Genomic DNA, 16,179 nt, shown 5'->3' with positions numbered 1-16,179 from the left:
GAGGATGAAAAAGAGCAAATGTTAGTGGTGATTTCCGCTAATGCTTGCTCTTTCTTTTATCGTTATCCGCTCGGTTTTTGAGCGTTAGAGAAACATTGCTTTTGTAACTGGTGAAAGATGGGGATAAAAAATCGTCTCTCAGGTTAAATTAAACATCAATAAAATTGAACAGCCATAACTTGATTTGGTGATAGGAGGAGGTGAGGGTGCAAAAAGATCGCACTGCTCTGGTTACTGAGTTAGACCCCAATGTAGAGGCTCTCAAAGGAGTACTAGGTAAAGCCGATGACGTTTCGTTTCGCTCGTTTTTGATCGGTGGAACGATCAGGGCTGAACTCGTCAATATACAGAGCATGTCAGATAGGCAGGAGATCGACAATAACGTCCTGAAGCCTCTCATGCAATCGAGGGACGTAGTATGCAGCGATTTGCAATCTGTTAAAATGCGCCTCCTATCCGTAAATTCTGTCGATGAGGCTGCGACCGTTGAGGAATGTGCTAAGCAATTGATCCAAGGAAATTCCATTCTTCTAATTGACGGTTGTACCAGTGCTTTACTACTAGGAGTCGCTCAATGGGACAAGCGTAATATAGAAGAACCTCAGACTGAGACATCGTTGCGGGGGCCACGTGAAGGCTTTACCGAATCGATTTCGACCAATCTTTCGCTGTTGCGACGAAGAATTCAGAGCATAAAGCTGCAAGTAAAATCGCACAGAATTGGCAGCTATACGGGGACTGAAATCTGTATTGCTTATATTGACGGTTTGGCTAAACCTTCCTTATTACATGAGGTGCAAAGCAGGCTTGAGCGTATCGATATCGACAGCGTACTGGAGACCGGGTACATAGAAGAACTAACAGAAGACAATCCATACTCGCCGTTTCCACAGCAGCAGTTTACGGAACGGGTTGATGTTGTGGTAGCGAGCTTGCTCGAAGGCCGTGTCGTTCTGTTGGTCGACGGCACGCCTGATGTGCTCATCGTTCCCGCGACGTTGGCTACGCTTCTGCAAGCAGCAGACGATTATTACAACCGATCAGTGTACTCCAGCTTCTTGCGTTTTTTGCGGTACTGGACGCTTATCTTATCCATGATACTTCCGGCAGTGTACGTCGCGATTTTGAATTTTCATCATGAAATGGTGCCAGGCAAGCTGTTGGTCAGTATTGCCTCAGCACGTGAGGAAATTCCGTTCCCGACTTTCTTAGAAGTAATGATGATGCAACTCGCGTTCGAGGTGCTGCGTGAAGCCGGTCTCCGTCTTCCAAGGCAAATCGGTTCGGCTGTTACGATCGTCGGTGCGTTAGTCGTAGGAGAAGCCGCTGTCTCGGCCGGGCTCGTGTCGGCACCGATCGTTATTATTATTGCGTTCACAGGCATTGCGGGATTTACAGCTCCCCACTATTCTCTAGAGTTCGCCATTCGTCTATTGAGGCTGCCGCTCATTATTCTTGGTGGGACGCTAGGGTTGCTTGGTGTGATGTTTGGTATTATTGCGATAACGACGCATTTGTGTATGCTTCGTTCTTACGGCGTCCCATTCTTATCTCCTTTTGCACCTTTTGTCCCAAATGAAATGATGGATACCGCCATTCGGGCTCCACGATGGAAAATGACAAGCCGTCCCGGTTTTGCAAAATTACAGAACCGCCATCGACTTGCTCGGGGGCAGAAACCGGGCTCAGGCAGGGGAGGCGGGGACTGACGGATTATGGAGATAAGATTATTATTCATCTGGATACATGTTTGTAAGGGAGTATTGCTAGTAATGACGGCATCCGTTTTGCTATTTTCAACGGGTTGTTGGGACAGAAACGAAGTAAATGATCTGGCGATTGTGACTACAGCCGGTTTGGACCAGAAGAAAGATGGGGAGATTGAATTATCTCTAGAGATTGTCATTCCTAAGGAGGGAGGGGGTGCGACACAACAGAATAACAGTAAATCTAAAACTAGCGGTTCGACTTTGATTTGGTCCGCTTCGGGGGCAACGATAGCGGAAGCTGCCTCCGATCTACAGCGAAAGCTGTCCCGCGCCGTCTACTGGGGGCAACTTGAAATGTTGGTTGTAGGAGAATCGTTATCTCGCAGCCAGTTACGGGAACAGTTGGATTATCTCGCTCGCGACAGTAATATTCGCCTTCGGGTTCAACCATTCGTCTGCAAGGATACAGCACGTGCTTTTCTCACTTCCGCCTCCCCGCTCGAACGGACCAAAGCGGATTTTCTGGGCGGTGAATCCAAATGGATCTTTCGCAGATCGATAACCCTAAACCGTCTCGTACAGAACCTCGGCAATATTTCAAAAGATGCGGTAGTTCCTTATGTCGACACTACACAAGACGGAAAGGAAAGCGTCCCATATGTGAAAGGTTATGCAGTCTTCTCCCGTAACCATATGGTCGGATTGATTCAAGGGGAGTCATTCTCGGGGATGAAATGGATCTTGAAAGAGATGGAAGGGGATGTTGAGACGGTGAAGTTGGAATGGCCCCCCTCTTCGTTACTATCGTTAGGAGTCCTTTCTTCCAGCACTCGACTTGTTCCAAAACTTGAGGGAGAAATACCGCATATGGACTTTTTTATCGAAGCCGAGATGAGCGTCGTTCAAAATACGACTCACTTTAAAACTTCGGATTCGAAATTTATTCGCGATATTGAACATGCAGCTGCCGACAAAATCCGACGAAAAGTAGAGACAACAATTAAGCAAGCCCAAGGGATGGGGGCCGATATTTTCGGCTTCGGCGAAGCGATCAACCGCCGAAATCCTCGGGAATGGCAACATTTAGAAAAGCGTTGGAAACGAATATATCCTTCGGTTCAAGCCAATGTGATGGTTAAGGTAAAGATCCAACAAATCGGGATGAACAATGAGCCCGTCGGCGATTCTTGAAATGAGGTGTAGAGCCAAGTGACTTGGTTAAACGTGGCGGGAACAACATTTGCAATCGCCTTGATAGTTTGGGCTGAGTGGCGCTGTCTAGTAGACAATCAAAAGAAAGAACGGGCGTCATTGATCGCCGTTACAGGTATCGCATGGCTCATGGCTGTGCTCATCCTTATATTTCCCGATATTCCTGGGCCGATCGTTATGTTTAACAGTATATTCAAGCCGTTGATTTCCGGTTTGAAATGAGGAGAGTTTTTCTATGATGGAGAAAGGAAAGATTTCCGCAGCGCAGCTAGGTCTTCTTTTTTATTCGGTTGCTGCCTACGACGGAATCCTGTATATTCCAAAAATAACGGGAAAGGATGCTGGGCATGATTTGTGGTTATCACCAATTTGGGCTCATCTGCCCGGTTTGCTATTCGTTCTTGCGATGCTCCGCCTCAGTCACATGTTTCAGAAGGAAACCATAATCCAGTACAGTGAGCGGCTGCTTGGACCTTGGTTGGGCAAAGTCGCGGGGCTTGCCGTCATATTATACGGAATTATTCTGACTTCCGTTATATTGAGGGAATACGGTGACTTTATTTCGGCCGTCTTTTTACGAAAAACTCCCCCACTTATCCTCATTAGCGGTATGGTCTTGCTTGTATCCTACGCCGTCAGAGGTGGTGTGGAGGTTTTAGGAAGGCTTGCACAACTGTACCTTCCGCTTACATTCTTGGTGTTCGGACTGTTGGTCATCTTGTCGATTACTGAATGGGACATAAACAATATCTTACCTATTATGGGCAAAGGGATCATTCCTTCTGTTAAGGGGGCCATCATTCCGTTAAGTTGGTTCTCTGGATATATGATGCTTGGAATATATTCCCCGTTCGTGTCAAATCAGAGGAAAATGAAAGCGTACGTATTATTAACCTGGCTTTGTCTCATGGTTACATTGTCTGTCTCTGGGCTCGTATCTGTTTTTCTTTTCGGCAAGCATGTCAGCACATTGAATTATCCGTTTATTGAAGTTGTTCGGTACATAAAAATAGGGGAATTTTTCCAACATGTCGACGCTTTGTTACTGATCGTTTGGCTCCCCGGCACGTTCATTCAGTTAACCACCTATCTGTACACGGCAGCATTGGGAACAAGTCAATTACTTGGACTTAAACAATATCGCCATCTTGTGTTTCCATTAGGCTTGCTTACGCTAGTAATGAGTATGTGGAGAACCCCTAGCGTTGACGAATTCGAAATATATTTGGGAACGAGCCAAGTCATATTAGATTTTTCCTACATTGCTCTTGGTCTTCTCCTTTTCTTAACGGCATGGATTCGAAAGCGTGTAAACCGGCTGTAGTATATGTCTGTTTAGATGTGGTTTTTATGTTGCTGATGCTATCTGAGTATGTTATTGAAATGAAATCACATTGTTTTTTAGTTGTAAATTACCGAGAAGCAAAGTTATTCCCTTCGTTTCCCCATGGATTCTTTGGTGTGATTCAGTTAAGATAAATGTACTGGAATACATAAAGAGTGTGGAGGGTAAGGATGCATTCTTCTTATAGCGAAGTGGAGAAAAGAAGGAAAGAGATATTACAGGAATTAGAGGAACGCGACAAAGTTTATGTAAAAGAGCTCGCCGAAAAATTCGGCGTGACAACTGAGACCATTCGGCGAGACCTGGACAAGCTGGAGAGTCTGAACAAATTAAAAAAAATATTTGGCGGAGCGATCAAAACGAGCCATCAAAAGCTGGAATGGATATATAACGATCGAGAGTCGATCAATCTGGAGGTCAAAAGAAAATTGGCTGCAGAGGCAGCCAATTGGGTAGAGGACAATGATATTATATTCCTCCAGGCAGGGAGCACCATCGCCCAAATGCCGTCTTTCTTAAGAGACAAAAAGGAGCTTACGGTGGTCAGCAATTCCGTTCCGATCATTTTTGAATTCGCTCAATATAAGCGAAATGGGGAATTTGATGGTCGAGTGATTCAGATTGGCGGAGAGCTTCAAGTTTCTTCGATGGGAATGTCGGGCGTGCTTGCTCAAGACATGCTAAGGGACATTTCCGTCAACAAAGCTTTTTTTTCCTGCGGGGGTTTTACGCCTGAAAATATCAGTACGTTTCAAAGCGAGAGCGCGATAATGATGAAAAGCTTATTGGCCCAAAGCCAAAAGAAAGTGCTGGTAGCAGATGCTTCAAAAATGGGAGTCAAGCATCTGTATAAAGTAACTTCCCTGCTTGAAGTGGACATGATTATTACGGATACGGACTTGCCTGAAGAATGGAAATCACACACCGAATTGTCCTCATTACAATGGGTTTCTATTTAAATTTAAGAGAAATGTGGAAAAAACAACACGTCGTTTGAAAACAAATGATGTGTTGTTTTTATTTTGGTTTATATTGGTTTTTATAAAATTTACAATATAAATATGTTGTTTTTACGCTTAATTTACATTTGGGTGTTAAGATTTCATTGTAGAAACCACATGAAACGAAAGGGGAAGTCAACCATTGAATTATCAACTGAGTCATCGTGCCCGCACGCTAAATCCTTATATCGGAGCGGAATTAAGAGATAAAGTCGAAACACTTCGCCGATCAGGCCGCAAGCTTATCGCGCTTAACGTGGGGGAACCGGATTTTCCCACACCGGTCCATATTGCTCATGCAGGTGTAGAAGCGATTATCAAAGGCGTAACGAAGTATACCCCCGTGCAGGGGACACATGATGTTCGGCAGGCTGTCTGTGACAAACTCAAGAGAGATAACGATCTTAGTTATAGCCCGGAGGAGGTGGTCATCACCACTGGAGCTAAGCAAGCCGTGGCGAATGCGTTGCTCTCGATTTGCAACGAGGGCGACGAAGTTCTTTTACCGATTCCCTGCTGGGGGAGTTACCCGGAAATGATCGCCTACGCAGGGGCGGTTCCTGTGTTTGTTGAAACCGAACCGGAGCAAGACTTTCAGCTAAACGTGGAGCGGCTTGCCAGTAAAATAACTTCCAAGACGCGGGCTATTTTGCTGACAAATCCCAATAATCCGACCGGAGCGGTGCTTGATCGAGAAACGTTGTATGCCATCGGCATGATCGCTGTTCGTCATGATCTTTACATTATTGCGGATGAAATCTATGAATATCTGAATTATGGTGAGAAAGTTCCCTCGATCGCGGCTTTAAGCGAGGAAATTAAAGCACGGACGATTACGATCAACGGGTTATCCAAGGCGTATGCCATGACGGGCTGGCGAATCGGTTACGCCTGCGGCCCATTGCCCGTGATTCGCGTCATGACGGTCATTCAAAGCTACACCACCTCCAATCCAAGTTCGATCGGTCAATATGCAGCTATTGCGGCGCTCAAAGATGAGGGGGATTCGGTCAATGAAATGACAAAATCTTTTGATGAACGAAGGCAATATCTGATTCGTGAAATTCAATCAATTCGGGGATTGTCATGCCCCAATGCGAGAGGTGCTTTTTACTTGATGGTGGATGTGTCCCGTTACTTTGGTTCAGTTTATGAGGAGGGGACGATTGCTGATAGCAAGGACTTTGCCGAATATTTGCTGGATCAAGTGGGTGTCGTCGTAACGCCGGGGGACATGTTTCAGGCTCCCCAATTTGTTCGGCTTTCCTATGCTACATCCCTGGCACAATTGCAGGAGGCTGTTGCCTTGATCAGGGCGGCATTGTCTCTATTGAAAATGAGAGCGGAGAATCTGAAATGATTCCTAGTATGATTCGAATTCTGTAAGCCATCAATCGATGCAAAGGAGTGCATATGGATAAACATCTGGTTTGGGAAAGGAAGAGGGGTTTGAGCGGGCAAACGGTGAAAAACAAAACAAGCATAGCCAAATGGGTGTATACGAATTTAACGGCTTATGTATTGGTTTTTCCAGCCATTATTCTTCTTGTTGTATTTCATCTGTATCCGATGGGTATGACCTTTTTTCTGAGCCTGACGGACTGGAATCTGATTACCCCTGATTTTAATTGGATTTTCGCAGGCAATTATTCGCGGATGTTTACCTCGTCCGAATTTTGGAGTGTCGTTGGAAACACGTTTATATTTGGAATTTTCTCAGTCGGCTTTACGGTCTTGCTGGCTACTGTACTGGCTGTTGTACTGGACGAAAAACTGCGAGGAGTCAGGTGGTTTCGGTCGGTCGTATTTTTGCCCTACATTACGCCTATGGCGGCTATAGGAACCCTATGGGTATGGATGTACAACCAGAATTTTGGTCTGATCAACTGGGTGCTCGATTTCTTCTCTATTCCTCCCGCTCCTTGGCTGGCAAAGCCGGGGTGGGCCATGGCTGCGCTAATCATTACGAAAGTATGGAAGGTAGTCGGCTACTACATGGTGATTCTTCTGGCCGGCAAGCAAAATATAGCGGAATCCCTGTATGAAGCGGCCAAGATGGATGGAGCGGGAAGGCTGCAGGTGTTTACCCGGATTACGCTGCCGCTGCTCTCTCCTTATATCTTGTTTGTTGTGATCGTCGCGTTAATTGGCGCTTTTGAAGATTTCGATCTGCTGTTTACGATGACCCGTGGCGGACCGGCAGAAAGCACGAATATGATCATTTATTACATTTACCAGAATGCCTTTGAATTTTTTGATATCGGCTATGCTTCCGCAGCATCATCGGTGCTTTTTGTGATCCTTATGCTCATCACATTCATCCAGATGAAAGTCTCCAAAAGGTGGGTGCACTATTAATGAGATTGAAGCGAGTTGCATTTAGCTGGTTCGGATTCGCCCTTTTGATTCTTTTTTCAATTGTTATATTATTCCCCTTTATATGGATGTTAAGCAATTCATTAAAGAGCAATGATCAAGTGTACGTGTTTCCTCCTACGTTGTTCCCGGAAGTGTTCCACTGGGAAAACTACGTGGAAATATGGAAAATGGCTCCGCTGGCCCGGTATCTATTCAATAGCCTATTCACAGCAAGCATCACTATCGTGGTGCAACTGCTGCTGATCATCCCGGCTGCTTATGCCTTTGCCAGACTGCGTTTTAAGGGAAGCGGTTTTCTGTTTCTCTTGGTTCTCGCTACCATGATGATTCCGGACCAAGTTACGTTTATCCCTAATTTTTTGACGATCAAACAATTAGGGTGGGTGGATACGTATATGGGCTTGATCGCGCCATTCACCGTAAAGGCCTTTGGCATATTTATGCTGCGGCAAGCCTTTATGCAAGTACCAAAAGAGCTTGAGGAAGCGGCCATTCTCGATGGCTGCGGACACACCAGAATCATGCGCCATCTCATGATGCCATTATCGGGAGCTGCTGTTGTGACGTATATCTTGTTGTCCTTTATCTGGAATTATAATGAACTGTTTTGGCCGCTCATTGTAACCAACAATGAAAATTTGCGGACAGTTCAGTTAGGACTGTCGCGATTTATGGAAGAAGGCGGCGGAGGGAGCGGAGGAACGCAGTGGAATCTGGTCATGGCCGCTGCTACAGTTATTATCTCTCCATTAGCCGTATTATTCATTTCCATGCAGAAGTTTATTGTCAAAGGCGTGGCCACTACGGGGTTAAAGTAAGCGATCAGCCATTATACAAACGAGGTGAAATCATTGAAACGTACATTCATTAAAAGTGTTATCATGGCGTCAAGTTTGGTTTTGTTGCTTGCAGGTTGTGGGCAAGGAGCTTCGTCTTCCACCACATCAGAGCAAAATAACAAGCAGGGTCCGGTACAAATTGAGTTTTGGTATGGCAATAGCGGCGTGATCGGGGATACCATCAAAGATTTGACCGAACAATTTAATCAATCGCAAAATGAAGTGAAGGTCAATGCGGTATTCCAGGAAAGTACGAATAATATCGGCAAGAAATTATTGACGGCAATTGTGGGTAATTCTGTACCGGATGTTGTTCAGTTAAATGCGAGATTCTGGCCGTCCTTTGCTTACAATAAAGCATTGCTGCCGCTTGACTCTTATATTCAGAATGATCCGGAGTTTAAGTACAACGATTTTGTGGACAGCTTTGTAGACGACACTTTAATCGAAGGAAAGACATACACCCTTCCCTTCAACCGGAGTACTCCGATCTTGTTCTACAATAAAGATATTGCGAAGGAGATCGGGCTTGATCCAGAGCATCCGGTAACCACTTGGGATGATATGATGGCCGCCGCGAAGAAAGCGACCGTCGTCAAGGATGGGAAGACAGAACGATTCGGCTACGCGTCATTGCTGCCTCCCCTCTACTACTACTCGTTGATGTGGTCCAATGGGGGAGATATTCTTAGCCCGGATCAAAAGGATGTTGTGATCGACCAAGCGCCGGCGATTCAAGGTCTGGAAATGTACCAGAAAATGATATATGACGATAAAACCATGATGCAGCCTATGGGCGGGAATAGAGACGGCGATCAGGAAATGATCAATTTCCAAAACGGCAAGGTAGCTTTCCTGCTGGCCTCAACAGGAGACCTGAACCAGGTCCAACAGAATGTCAAGTTTAAGCTTGGCGTCAATTTTGTGCCAAAGTTTAAAGAATATGCGGTTCCTACAACCTCTGGGGGAAATCTCGCCATTGTGGCGAAGGCACCGAAGGAAAAGCAAGATGCAGCCTGGAAGTTCATGAAGTTCCTTACCGATAAGCAGCAAACCATTTATTTTGCTGAGCATACCGGATATATGCCGATTCGCAAATCTGCCGTTGATGCGCCTGAAATGGCGAAGTTTTATAAAGAAAATCCTTTCTTCAAAATCACTATCGATCAACTTCCTTATGGTAAGGGAATCCCGGTGGTGCCTAACTTCGAAAAGATTGAGACTGAAATCCAAAATGCGCTCGGAAGAACCTATGCCGAAAATGTTCCGGCCCAACAATCAATGAAGGAAGCTGCCGACAAGATACGTGAGCTGTTGAAGAAATAGAGAGGACTGAGAAACCATGGGGAAAACGACTGAGAAGAAAAGTCCTTCGGGACGGCGGGTACTCATTATCGGAACGGATGGATTAAGGCCCGATCAGGTTAATGCCGACACGATGCCTACTTATTGCCAGTTAATGCAAAACGGGACGCTATTCAAATCTTTTTATTCGGCTTATCCATCGCTGACACGGGTGTGCATGGCCTCATTAACGACTGGATCCTATCCAGGGCAGCATGGTTTGATGGGCAATCTCATGTACGCGCCTCACTTTTCGGAAGACGGACTGCTGCAGACAGGTGACCATCGGGAAATATTGCAATTCCAGCAACGAACGGGGGAAGAGCTGCTCTTGCGTCCGACGCTTGGGGACCGATTGGCCGAAGCGAACTTGCGCTTGACGGTTTCGGGCGGAAGTTCGCCCGGAGCTTCATTGCTCTGGAATTTTAACCATCCGCAGCATGTCATGAATCCGTCTACCGACTATGGTCTTCCAGAGCTTAGCGAAATGCATGCTGCCCGAGGCCCGGTCGCTGACGAAACCGATGTCTCGATCCGCAAGAAGGAACGCACTTTATGGTCCGTTCGCACGCTCATTGAACAGCAATTGCCTGATGAGCAGAATACCGTTATGGTGCTGTGGCTTCCCGAACCGGATGAAACGCAACATTATTGCGGCATTGGTTCGCAAGAGGCTAAACAAGCCCTAAGGCTAGTGGATCAATGTTTGTCCGAGATTTTGGAGGCTGTCTCGCAACTTGGCCTCGAGGATGAATTGGATATCATGCTGATCAGCGATCACGGACATTCAACAGCGAACATGGTCGGTAGTCTGGAGCATTACTTGAATCAAGCCCGGAAAGAATTGAATAGAGAACTGAATTTTATCGCAGTGGACGCTTTCATTTATGGGGACGAGAATCAAGTCGAGGAATTGCAGGCGTTCGCTGACTGGTTATCCGCTCAACCTTGGTGCGGTATGCTATTGGCGAGAGAACCGCTTCATCAGCAACTGAACAATGCTCTGCCTTTGAGTGCGGTGATCGGAAACATTACTCACGAGAGAGCCCCTCTGTTGGCCGTTGTGCCAGCGTGGACCGATGAAATAAATCAGGATGGCATTCAAGGCGTTGTTCATTATTTAAACTCCAAGACGGAGAATAAAGCCTATCATGGCTCTATCCGGAATGAGGATATGCGACCGTTTTGCATGGGAATCGGCCCAAGCTTTAAAAAAGGTCATGTGACGGACATTCCGGCAGGCATTATTGACATTGCGCCAACGGCTTTGCACCTGGTTGGGGTTACGGGTGAAAGCGGCTTTACAGGAAGGGTTTTATTTGAAGGTCTGAAAGGTTGCGAAGAGCAGGCAGTTCAGCACGACGCTGTGAAGTATGAAGAATTATATGCGGATTCCGAACGAGTAAAAGGAATTCAGATCGCTAATGTGAATGGATCGACATATCTCACCGATTGTTTTTGTGAAAATACGAAAGAAGCTCTTGCGAAAGCCGCGAAGAAAGGATGAGATACGATGCCGACAAATTTTTGGGATAACAAGGAAGCGGACATGCTTGACCTGATTGAGAAGCTTGTCAATATCGATAGCGGGACGTTTTATAAAGCGGGTGTGGAGCAGGTGGGGGATGTGCTGGCTTCTGCTTATCAGGCGCTTGGATTTCAGGTTGCGGTCGATCGGCAATCCGAGCGGGGGGATCATTTGGTCATTGTTCATCCTGAGGAGCAGCACCCGAACATCTTGATTATTGGGCATATGGACACGGTATTTCCTGTGGGTACCGCACAAAGACGGCCATTTTCACGCGATGAAGCCTTTGCTTACGGACCCGGCATATACGATATGAAGGCCAGTCTGGTCATGACGCTGTTTGCGATAAAATCATTGATTGAACAAGGCGACGAGAGCTTCAAGCGGGTCAAAATCATTCTGAATTCGGATGAAGAGCACGGTTCGATTTATTCCAGGGAATTGATTGAGCGTGAAGCGGCAAGCGTGAAGTATGCTTTGATCGTTGAACCGAGCGATATGACGGGGAGGCTTATAACCGGACGGCGCGGCGGGGGGAAATTCGAATTGCATGTAACCGGTAAGGCGGCGCATTCCGGGGAAGAACCGGAAAAGGGACGAAGCGCCATTGGTGAACTTGCGCATAAAATTATTCAACTTCATGCGCTGACTGATCCAAGTGCAGGCGTACATGTCAATGTCGGGGTGATTAGCGGCGGAACGACGCCCAACACAATTGCTGCCCAGGCCAAGGCTTCGATTGATGTACGAATGGAGACATTGGAACAGGCTATGGAGTTGGAGCGCAAAATCAGAGATATTTGCGGGGCGGCAACGACTGAAGGAACAACGTTAGTCTTGCAAGGCGGTATTACAAGACCTCCGATGATCAAAACTGCGAAATCTGAGCATTTATTGAAAATCGTGCAAGAAGAAGCGATGCAGCTGGGAGATTCGTTAACGGATATGAAAATAGGTTCAGGATCGGACGGCAACCTGACTTCGGCAGTAGGGATAGCTACGATTGATGCGTTAGGTCCGCGTGGCGGTAACGCGCATACTGCTGAGGAGTTTTTGGATATCGAAAGCTTGTTGCCGAGAACAAGGCTGCTGGCTAATTTGATTAAACGATTAAGTCGTGAATAAATACTTAACTTGCATGGGATTAAATAAAAATACCAATGTTTTAAAGGGGATATTACATTGCGAAATAAGATGAAGCAAAAACTTTTAGCAGGTAAAGCGGCTTTAGGGGTCTCCATTATGATCCCTTCTGTCCAGCTTGTAGAAATGGCCGGGAAATTAGGATACGATTGGGTGCTGATTGATTGCGAGCATGGTTCCATAACCTTGGAAACCGTTGAATACATGGTCATGGCAGCCGAAGCGAGCAACATCACACCTATCATTAGACCGCAAAAAAACGATCCGGAACTGATCGGGCAATACATGGATCGTGGTGTGAAGGGGATACAAGCGCCCCATGTCAGCTCTGCGGCAGAGGCTCAGGAAATCATCAACGCTGTAAAATACCATCCGATCGGCAACAGAAGCTTGGCCGTGGGAACACGCTCTGCCAATTACGGATTCGGGATTACTTTAACCGAATATGCCGAACAGGCTAATCAAGATCTGTTGGTCTGCGTCCAAATTGAGGACAAGGATGCTGTTGATAACCTTGATTCCATCGCAAAAGTTGAAGGAATTGACGTGTTATTTATAGGTCCTTCCGACCTTTCTCAATCTCTTGGACATCCCGGAAATGCCGGGCATCCTGTGGTACAAAAGGTTATGGATGATGCTTTCTCAAAAATCATTGAATCAGGTAAGGTGGCGGGTACGGCAGGGAATCTTGAAATAACGCCGAGACGTCTGGAGCAAGGGGTTCAATATTACTATACGCATTTAACGACGCTGCTGGCTTATTCATCTTCCGAATTCTTAGGGAATGCCAAGGATTGAATGCTCAAGCTATAAACATGAACGGATTGGAGAGGAGCAATATCATGTCTAACATAAGAAAAGCACTTATCCCCTTATTGTGTATTCTATTCATCTTCGGAACGATTGGATGCACCGCACAAGGCACTCAAAACACTGGAGCTGCTAAAAGCAGTCAGCCTGACAAATTGAGAATCGGGGTTATTCCCAGCGAAGACAGTGAAAATGTTGAATCCAAAATGGAGCCTTTAAAAAATTATCTTTCCAAGAAGCTCGGCTTAGAAGTTGAAATCTTTGTGGCCAATGATTATACAGCTGTAGTGGAAGCAATGAGGAGCAAGCAAATTGACGTTGCCCATTTAGGACCTTTTTCATATTTGCTGGCTACCGACAAGGCCAATGCCGAGGCTATCGTGTCGAAGGTTACGTTAGAAACTGGATTGCCGACGTACAAGAGCGTTATCCTTGCACGCAAGGACTCGGGAATTAAAAGTATTTCCGACCTTAAAGGAAAGACATTTGCATTTATCGATCCGGCATCCACTTCAGGAAATTTAGTGCCTAGAAACGAACTGCTGAAAAATGGGATTGATCCTGACAAAGACTTTTCCACTTCGATCTATGCGGGTGGAGGGGATGCTTCGGCTCTGTCAGTGCAGAATAAAAAAGTGGATGCCGGTGCTACTTCCGATACCGAATATAAAACAATGATGGAGAAAAACCTGCTCCCGGATGTAGATATTATTCATGAGTCTGCTCCCATTCCTACCTCTCCGGTAGCAGTACGAAAAGATCTGGACAGCGGATTGATTAGGAAAATTAAACAGGCGTATCTTGACATGGATAAGGAATCCCCTGAATCTTTGAAGGCCTTGGGATTGGATAAATATGGAGAAACGAAGGATTCAGCTTATGACAATTTACGGGAAATCGCAAAAATATTGAACGTGGATCTTACAAAAATGAAATAGTCTTAATACAACGGAGGAAAACAATGATTGAAGTAGTTGACTTGGTCAAATCTTATGGTCAAGAAATCATTTTAAAAAATATTAATTGCTCCTTTGAAAGCAATGACGCGGTTGTGTTGCTCGGCCCCAGCGGGGCCGGCAAATCAACCCTGTTAAGGTGCTTGAACGGGTTGGTTGAAGCAACTTCCGGCAGTATCTATATGGATGGAAAAAAGCTTCCAACCAATAAAAAGGAAATACGGTTTATAAGAAAAAATATCGGAATGATCTTTCAGAATTTTAACCTTGTCAAGCGGCTCACAGTACTGGATAACGTGCTCTGTGGGCGCCTGTCCTATAATCCGACCCTACCATCTTTATTCAAGGTGTATAAAAAGGAAGACTATGAATTAGCTCTTCATTACCTGGAGAAGGTAGGATTAGTTGAGAAACGGAATCAAAGAGCCGATAGCTTGAGCGGTGGGCAAATGCAAAGGATTGCTATTGCGAGAGCCTTGGTTCAACAGCCGAAATTACTGCTTGCCGATGAGCCTGTTGCCAGCCTGGACCCCAAAACATCCCATTCTATCATGGATCTTTTGATGGAAATCTATGAGGAAGAGAAATTAACCATGATTATTACCCTGCATCAGATTGACCTGGCTCCAAAATACAGCAAAAGAATTCTCGGTCTGAACTCCGGGAATATCGTGGCGGATTATCGTTCTGATCAGGTCAATGCTTCTGATTTGTATCGACTTTACGAGAACAATCAGGAATCAGGTGAAGATAGAAAGCATGAGGAGCAAAGACATGATGGATGATCAGAAAAATAGTATGAGTGCCAAGGTTGGCCGGGAGTCTTTTGACGTAAAAAAAAATTTCCCGAAATTGTTATCTACAATTGTTGCTCTTGTTGTATTAGGCTGGAGTGCTCAGCAGGTTAATTTCAGTATTTTCGATCTGATCAAAGGACTCCCCAATATATGGGATTTTATCTCCAGATCATTTCCTCCAGATTTTACACATTTGGGCAAATATTCATTATCCGTTCTTGAGACCGTTCAAATGGCACTTGTTGGTACTGTACTTGCCGTCATCATTGCTATTCCGCTTGGAATAGGTGCGGCCCAAAATATCAGTCCACATCCTGTGATTTACAATATTTGCCGCACTATTCTTAACACGATCCGATCGATTTCGGAAATGATTGTGGCGTTAATTTTTGTAACTGCAGTGGGCTTAGGACCGTTTCCCGGTGTACTGGCTCTTGCCATCCATTCGGCGGGAATGCTCGGTAAATTTTATGCTGAAGCTATCGAAAATACTGATAAAGGCCAGATCGAAGCCCTGGAAGCGTCAGGTGCCAATCGTTGGCAGGTTATCCGCTATGCCATCTGGCCACAAATTTTGCCAGAGTTTATAACCGTAAACCTCTATCGCTGGGAAATCAATGTAAGGTCAGCAACAGTACTGGGGCTGGTCGGAGCCGGGGGGGTAGGATTTGAACTGACTAGTACTCTCCGTCTTTTCCGGTACCAGGAATCACTTACCATTGTTATCTTAATCTTGGCCACAGTCATGATTTTGGATACATTGTGCGCAAAAATTCGCCAGCGTATTATATAGGATGCGGAAATGTATTATTCCATGAATGCTGCTGAAGGAGAACTGAAATCTCTAAAGCAAATGTGGCGATAATAAAACGAATATTCAATGCGAGGAGGGCGTTCCTGAATGAACAGGGAGCGCCCTATTTTTCGTATGTCTGTGCATGTGTAAATCATGACCGAAATTACGGCATTGATTCCATCGCTTGACCGGAATGTGGAAACCGACAACAACGTTATAAAGCCGCTTATGATGAGCGATTCGGAACCGATTCAATTATCAGCATGTGGGAATTGGGATATGATATAATAAAACTTTTAAATTTGAGACGAAACGGAGTG

At 45.6% G+C, this 16,179-nt stretch carries 15 protein-coding genes; all 15 read left to right on the top strand.

Annotation, left to right across the window (positions count from 1 at the left end; genetic code table 11):
* Positions 1 to 206 precede the first annotated feature (206 nt).
* Positions 207 to 1,709, top strand: coding sequence for a spore germination protein (locus HPL003_RS21075; protein WP_014281786.1), 1,503 nt, complete (start codon positions 207 to 209; stop codon positions 1,707 to 1,709).
* 63 nt (positions 1,710 to 1,772) lie between these two features.
* A complete protein-coding gene (locus HPL003_RS21070) occupies positions 1,773 to 2,900 on the top strand; it encodes a Ger(x)C family spore germination protein (protein ID WP_148267418.1) in 1,128 nt (375 codons plus the stop codon).
* Positions 2,901 to 2,918: 18 nt separating this feature from the next.
* On the top strand, positions 2,919 to 3,143 hold the full coding sequence (locus HPL003_RS21065; protein WP_014281784.1) for a hypothetical protein: 225 nt from the start codon (positions 2,919 to 2,921) through the stop codon (positions 3,141 to 3,143).
* A gap of 13 nt (positions 3,144 to 3,156) precedes the next feature.
* Positions 3,157 to 4,245, top strand: a complete 1,089-nt coding sequence (locus HPL003_RS21060) for a GerAB/ArcD/ProY family transporter (RefSeq protein WP_014281783.1) — start codon at positions 3,157 to 3,159, stop codon at positions 4,243 to 4,245.
* Between the two features lie 191 nt (positions 4,246 to 4,436).
* Positions 4,437 to 5,225 (top strand): DeoR/GlpR family DNA-binding transcription regulator, encoded by a 789-nt coding sequence (locus HPL003_RS21055; protein WP_014281782.1) that lies wholly within the window; start codon positions 4,437 to 4,439, stop codon positions 5,223 to 5,225.
* 184 nt (positions 5,226 to 5,409) lie between these two features.
* The gene (locus HPL003_RS21050; RefSeq protein ID WP_014281781.1) at positions 5,410 to 6,627 is read left to right on the top strand and encodes a pyridoxal phosphate-dependent aminotransferase; all 1,218 of its coding nucleotides are present in this window, start codon (positions 5,410 to 5,412) and stop codon (positions 6,625 to 6,627) included.
* Positions 6,628 to 6,716: 89 nt separating this feature from the next.
* Positions 6,717 to 7,625, top strand: a complete 909-nt coding sequence (locus HPL003_RS21045) for a carbohydrate ABC transporter permease (protein WP_238533405.1) — start codon at positions 6,717 to 6,719, stop codon at positions 7,623 to 7,625.
* Between the two features lie 119 nt (positions 7,626 to 7,744).
* Positions 7,745 to 8,464: a carbohydrate ABC transporter permease gene (locus HPL003_RS21040; RefSeq protein ID WP_148267417.1), complete on the top strand. Its 720-nt coding sequence runs from the start codon at positions 7,745 to 7,747 to the stop codon at positions 8,462 to 8,464.
* Positions 8,465 to 8,497: 33 nt separating this feature from the next.
* Complete coding sequence (locus HPL003_RS21035; protein ID WP_014281778.1) at positions 8,498 to 9,811, top strand: ABC transporter substrate-binding protein; 1,314 nt, start codon at positions 8,498 to 8,500, stop codon at positions 9,809 to 9,811.
* A gap of 16 nt (positions 9,812 to 9,827) precedes the next feature.
* Complete coding sequence (locus HPL003_RS21030; protein WP_014281777.1) at positions 9,828 to 11,336, top strand: alkaline phosphatase family protein; 1,509 nt, start codon at positions 9,828 to 9,830, stop codon at positions 11,334 to 11,336.
* 6 nt (positions 11,337 to 11,342) lie between these two features.
* Positions 11,343 to 12,482: a M20 family metallopeptidase gene (locus tag HPL003_RS21025; protein WP_014281776.1), complete on the top strand. Its 1,140-nt coding sequence runs from the start codon at positions 11,343 to 11,345 to the stop codon at positions 12,480 to 12,482.
* Positions 12,483 to 12,539: 57 nt separating this feature from the next.
* Positions 12,540 to 13,298 (top strand): HpcH/HpaI aldolase family protein, encoded by a 759-nt coding sequence (locus HPL003_RS21020; protein WP_193372618.1) that lies wholly within the window; start codon positions 12,540 to 12,542, stop codon positions 13,296 to 13,298.
* Positions 13,295 to 14,248, top strand: a complete 954-nt coding sequence (gene phnD / locus HPL003_RS21015; RefSeq protein WP_238533404.1) for a phosphonate ABC transporter substrate-binding protein — start codon at positions 13,295 to 13,297, stop codon at positions 14,246 to 14,248. Before HPL003_RS21020 ends, phnD begins: the two co-directional genes overlap by 4 nt.
* A gap of 23 nt (positions 14,249 to 14,271) precedes the next feature.
* The gene (gene phnC, locus HPL003_RS21010; protein ID WP_014281773.1) at positions 14,272 to 15,051 is read left to right on the top strand and encodes a phosphonate ABC transporter ATP-binding protein; all 780 of its coding nucleotides are present in this window, start codon (positions 14,272 to 14,274) and stop codon (positions 15,049 to 15,051) included.
* Positions 15,041 to 15,856, top strand: coding sequence for a phosphonate ABC transporter, permease protein PhnE (gene phnE / locus HPL003_RS21005; protein WP_202946270.1), 816 nt, complete (start codon positions 15,041 to 15,043; stop codon positions 15,854 to 15,856). The genes phnC and phnE overlap by 11 nt, the downstream gene beginning before the upstream one ends.
* Positions 15,857 to 16,179: the final 323 nt, after the last annotated feature.

Origin of the sequence: Paenibacillus terrae HPL-003, assembly GCF_000235585.1 — a bacterium.
Classification (GTDB): Bacteria; Bacillota; Bacilli; order Paenibacillales; family Paenibacillaceae; genus Paenibacillus; species Paenibacillus terrae_B.
This window is presented reverse-complemented; position numbering and strand designations above follow the sequence as displayed.

Coding starts and splice junctions, on each gene's coding strand:
- phnC (WP_014281773.1), top strand. CDS start 14,272: ATGATTGAAGTAGTTGACTTGGTCAAATCTTATGGTCAAGAAATCATT.
- HPL003_RS21070 (WP_148267418.1), top strand. CDS start 1,773: ATGACGGCATCCGTTTTGCTATTTTCAACGGGTTGTTGGGACAGAAAC.
- HPL003_RS21030 (WP_014281777.1), top strand. CDS start 9,828: ATGGGGAAAACGACTGAGAAGAAAAGTCCTTCGGGACGGCGGGTACTC.
- HPL003_RS21055 (WP_014281782.1), top strand. CDS start 4,437: ATGCATTCTTCTTATAGCGAAGTGGAGAAAAGAAGGAAAGAGATATTA.
- phnE (WP_202946270.1), top strand. CDS start 15,041: ATGATGGATGATCAGAAAAATAGTATGAGTGCCAAGGTTGGCCGGGAG.
- HPL003_RS21060 (WP_014281783.1), top strand. CDS start 3,157: ATGATGGAGAAAGGAAAGATTTCCGCAGCGCAGCTAGGTCTTCTTTTT.
- HPL003_RS21025 (WP_014281776.1), top strand. CDS start 11,343: ATGCCGACAAATTTTTGGGATAACAAGGAAGCGGACATGCTTGACCTG.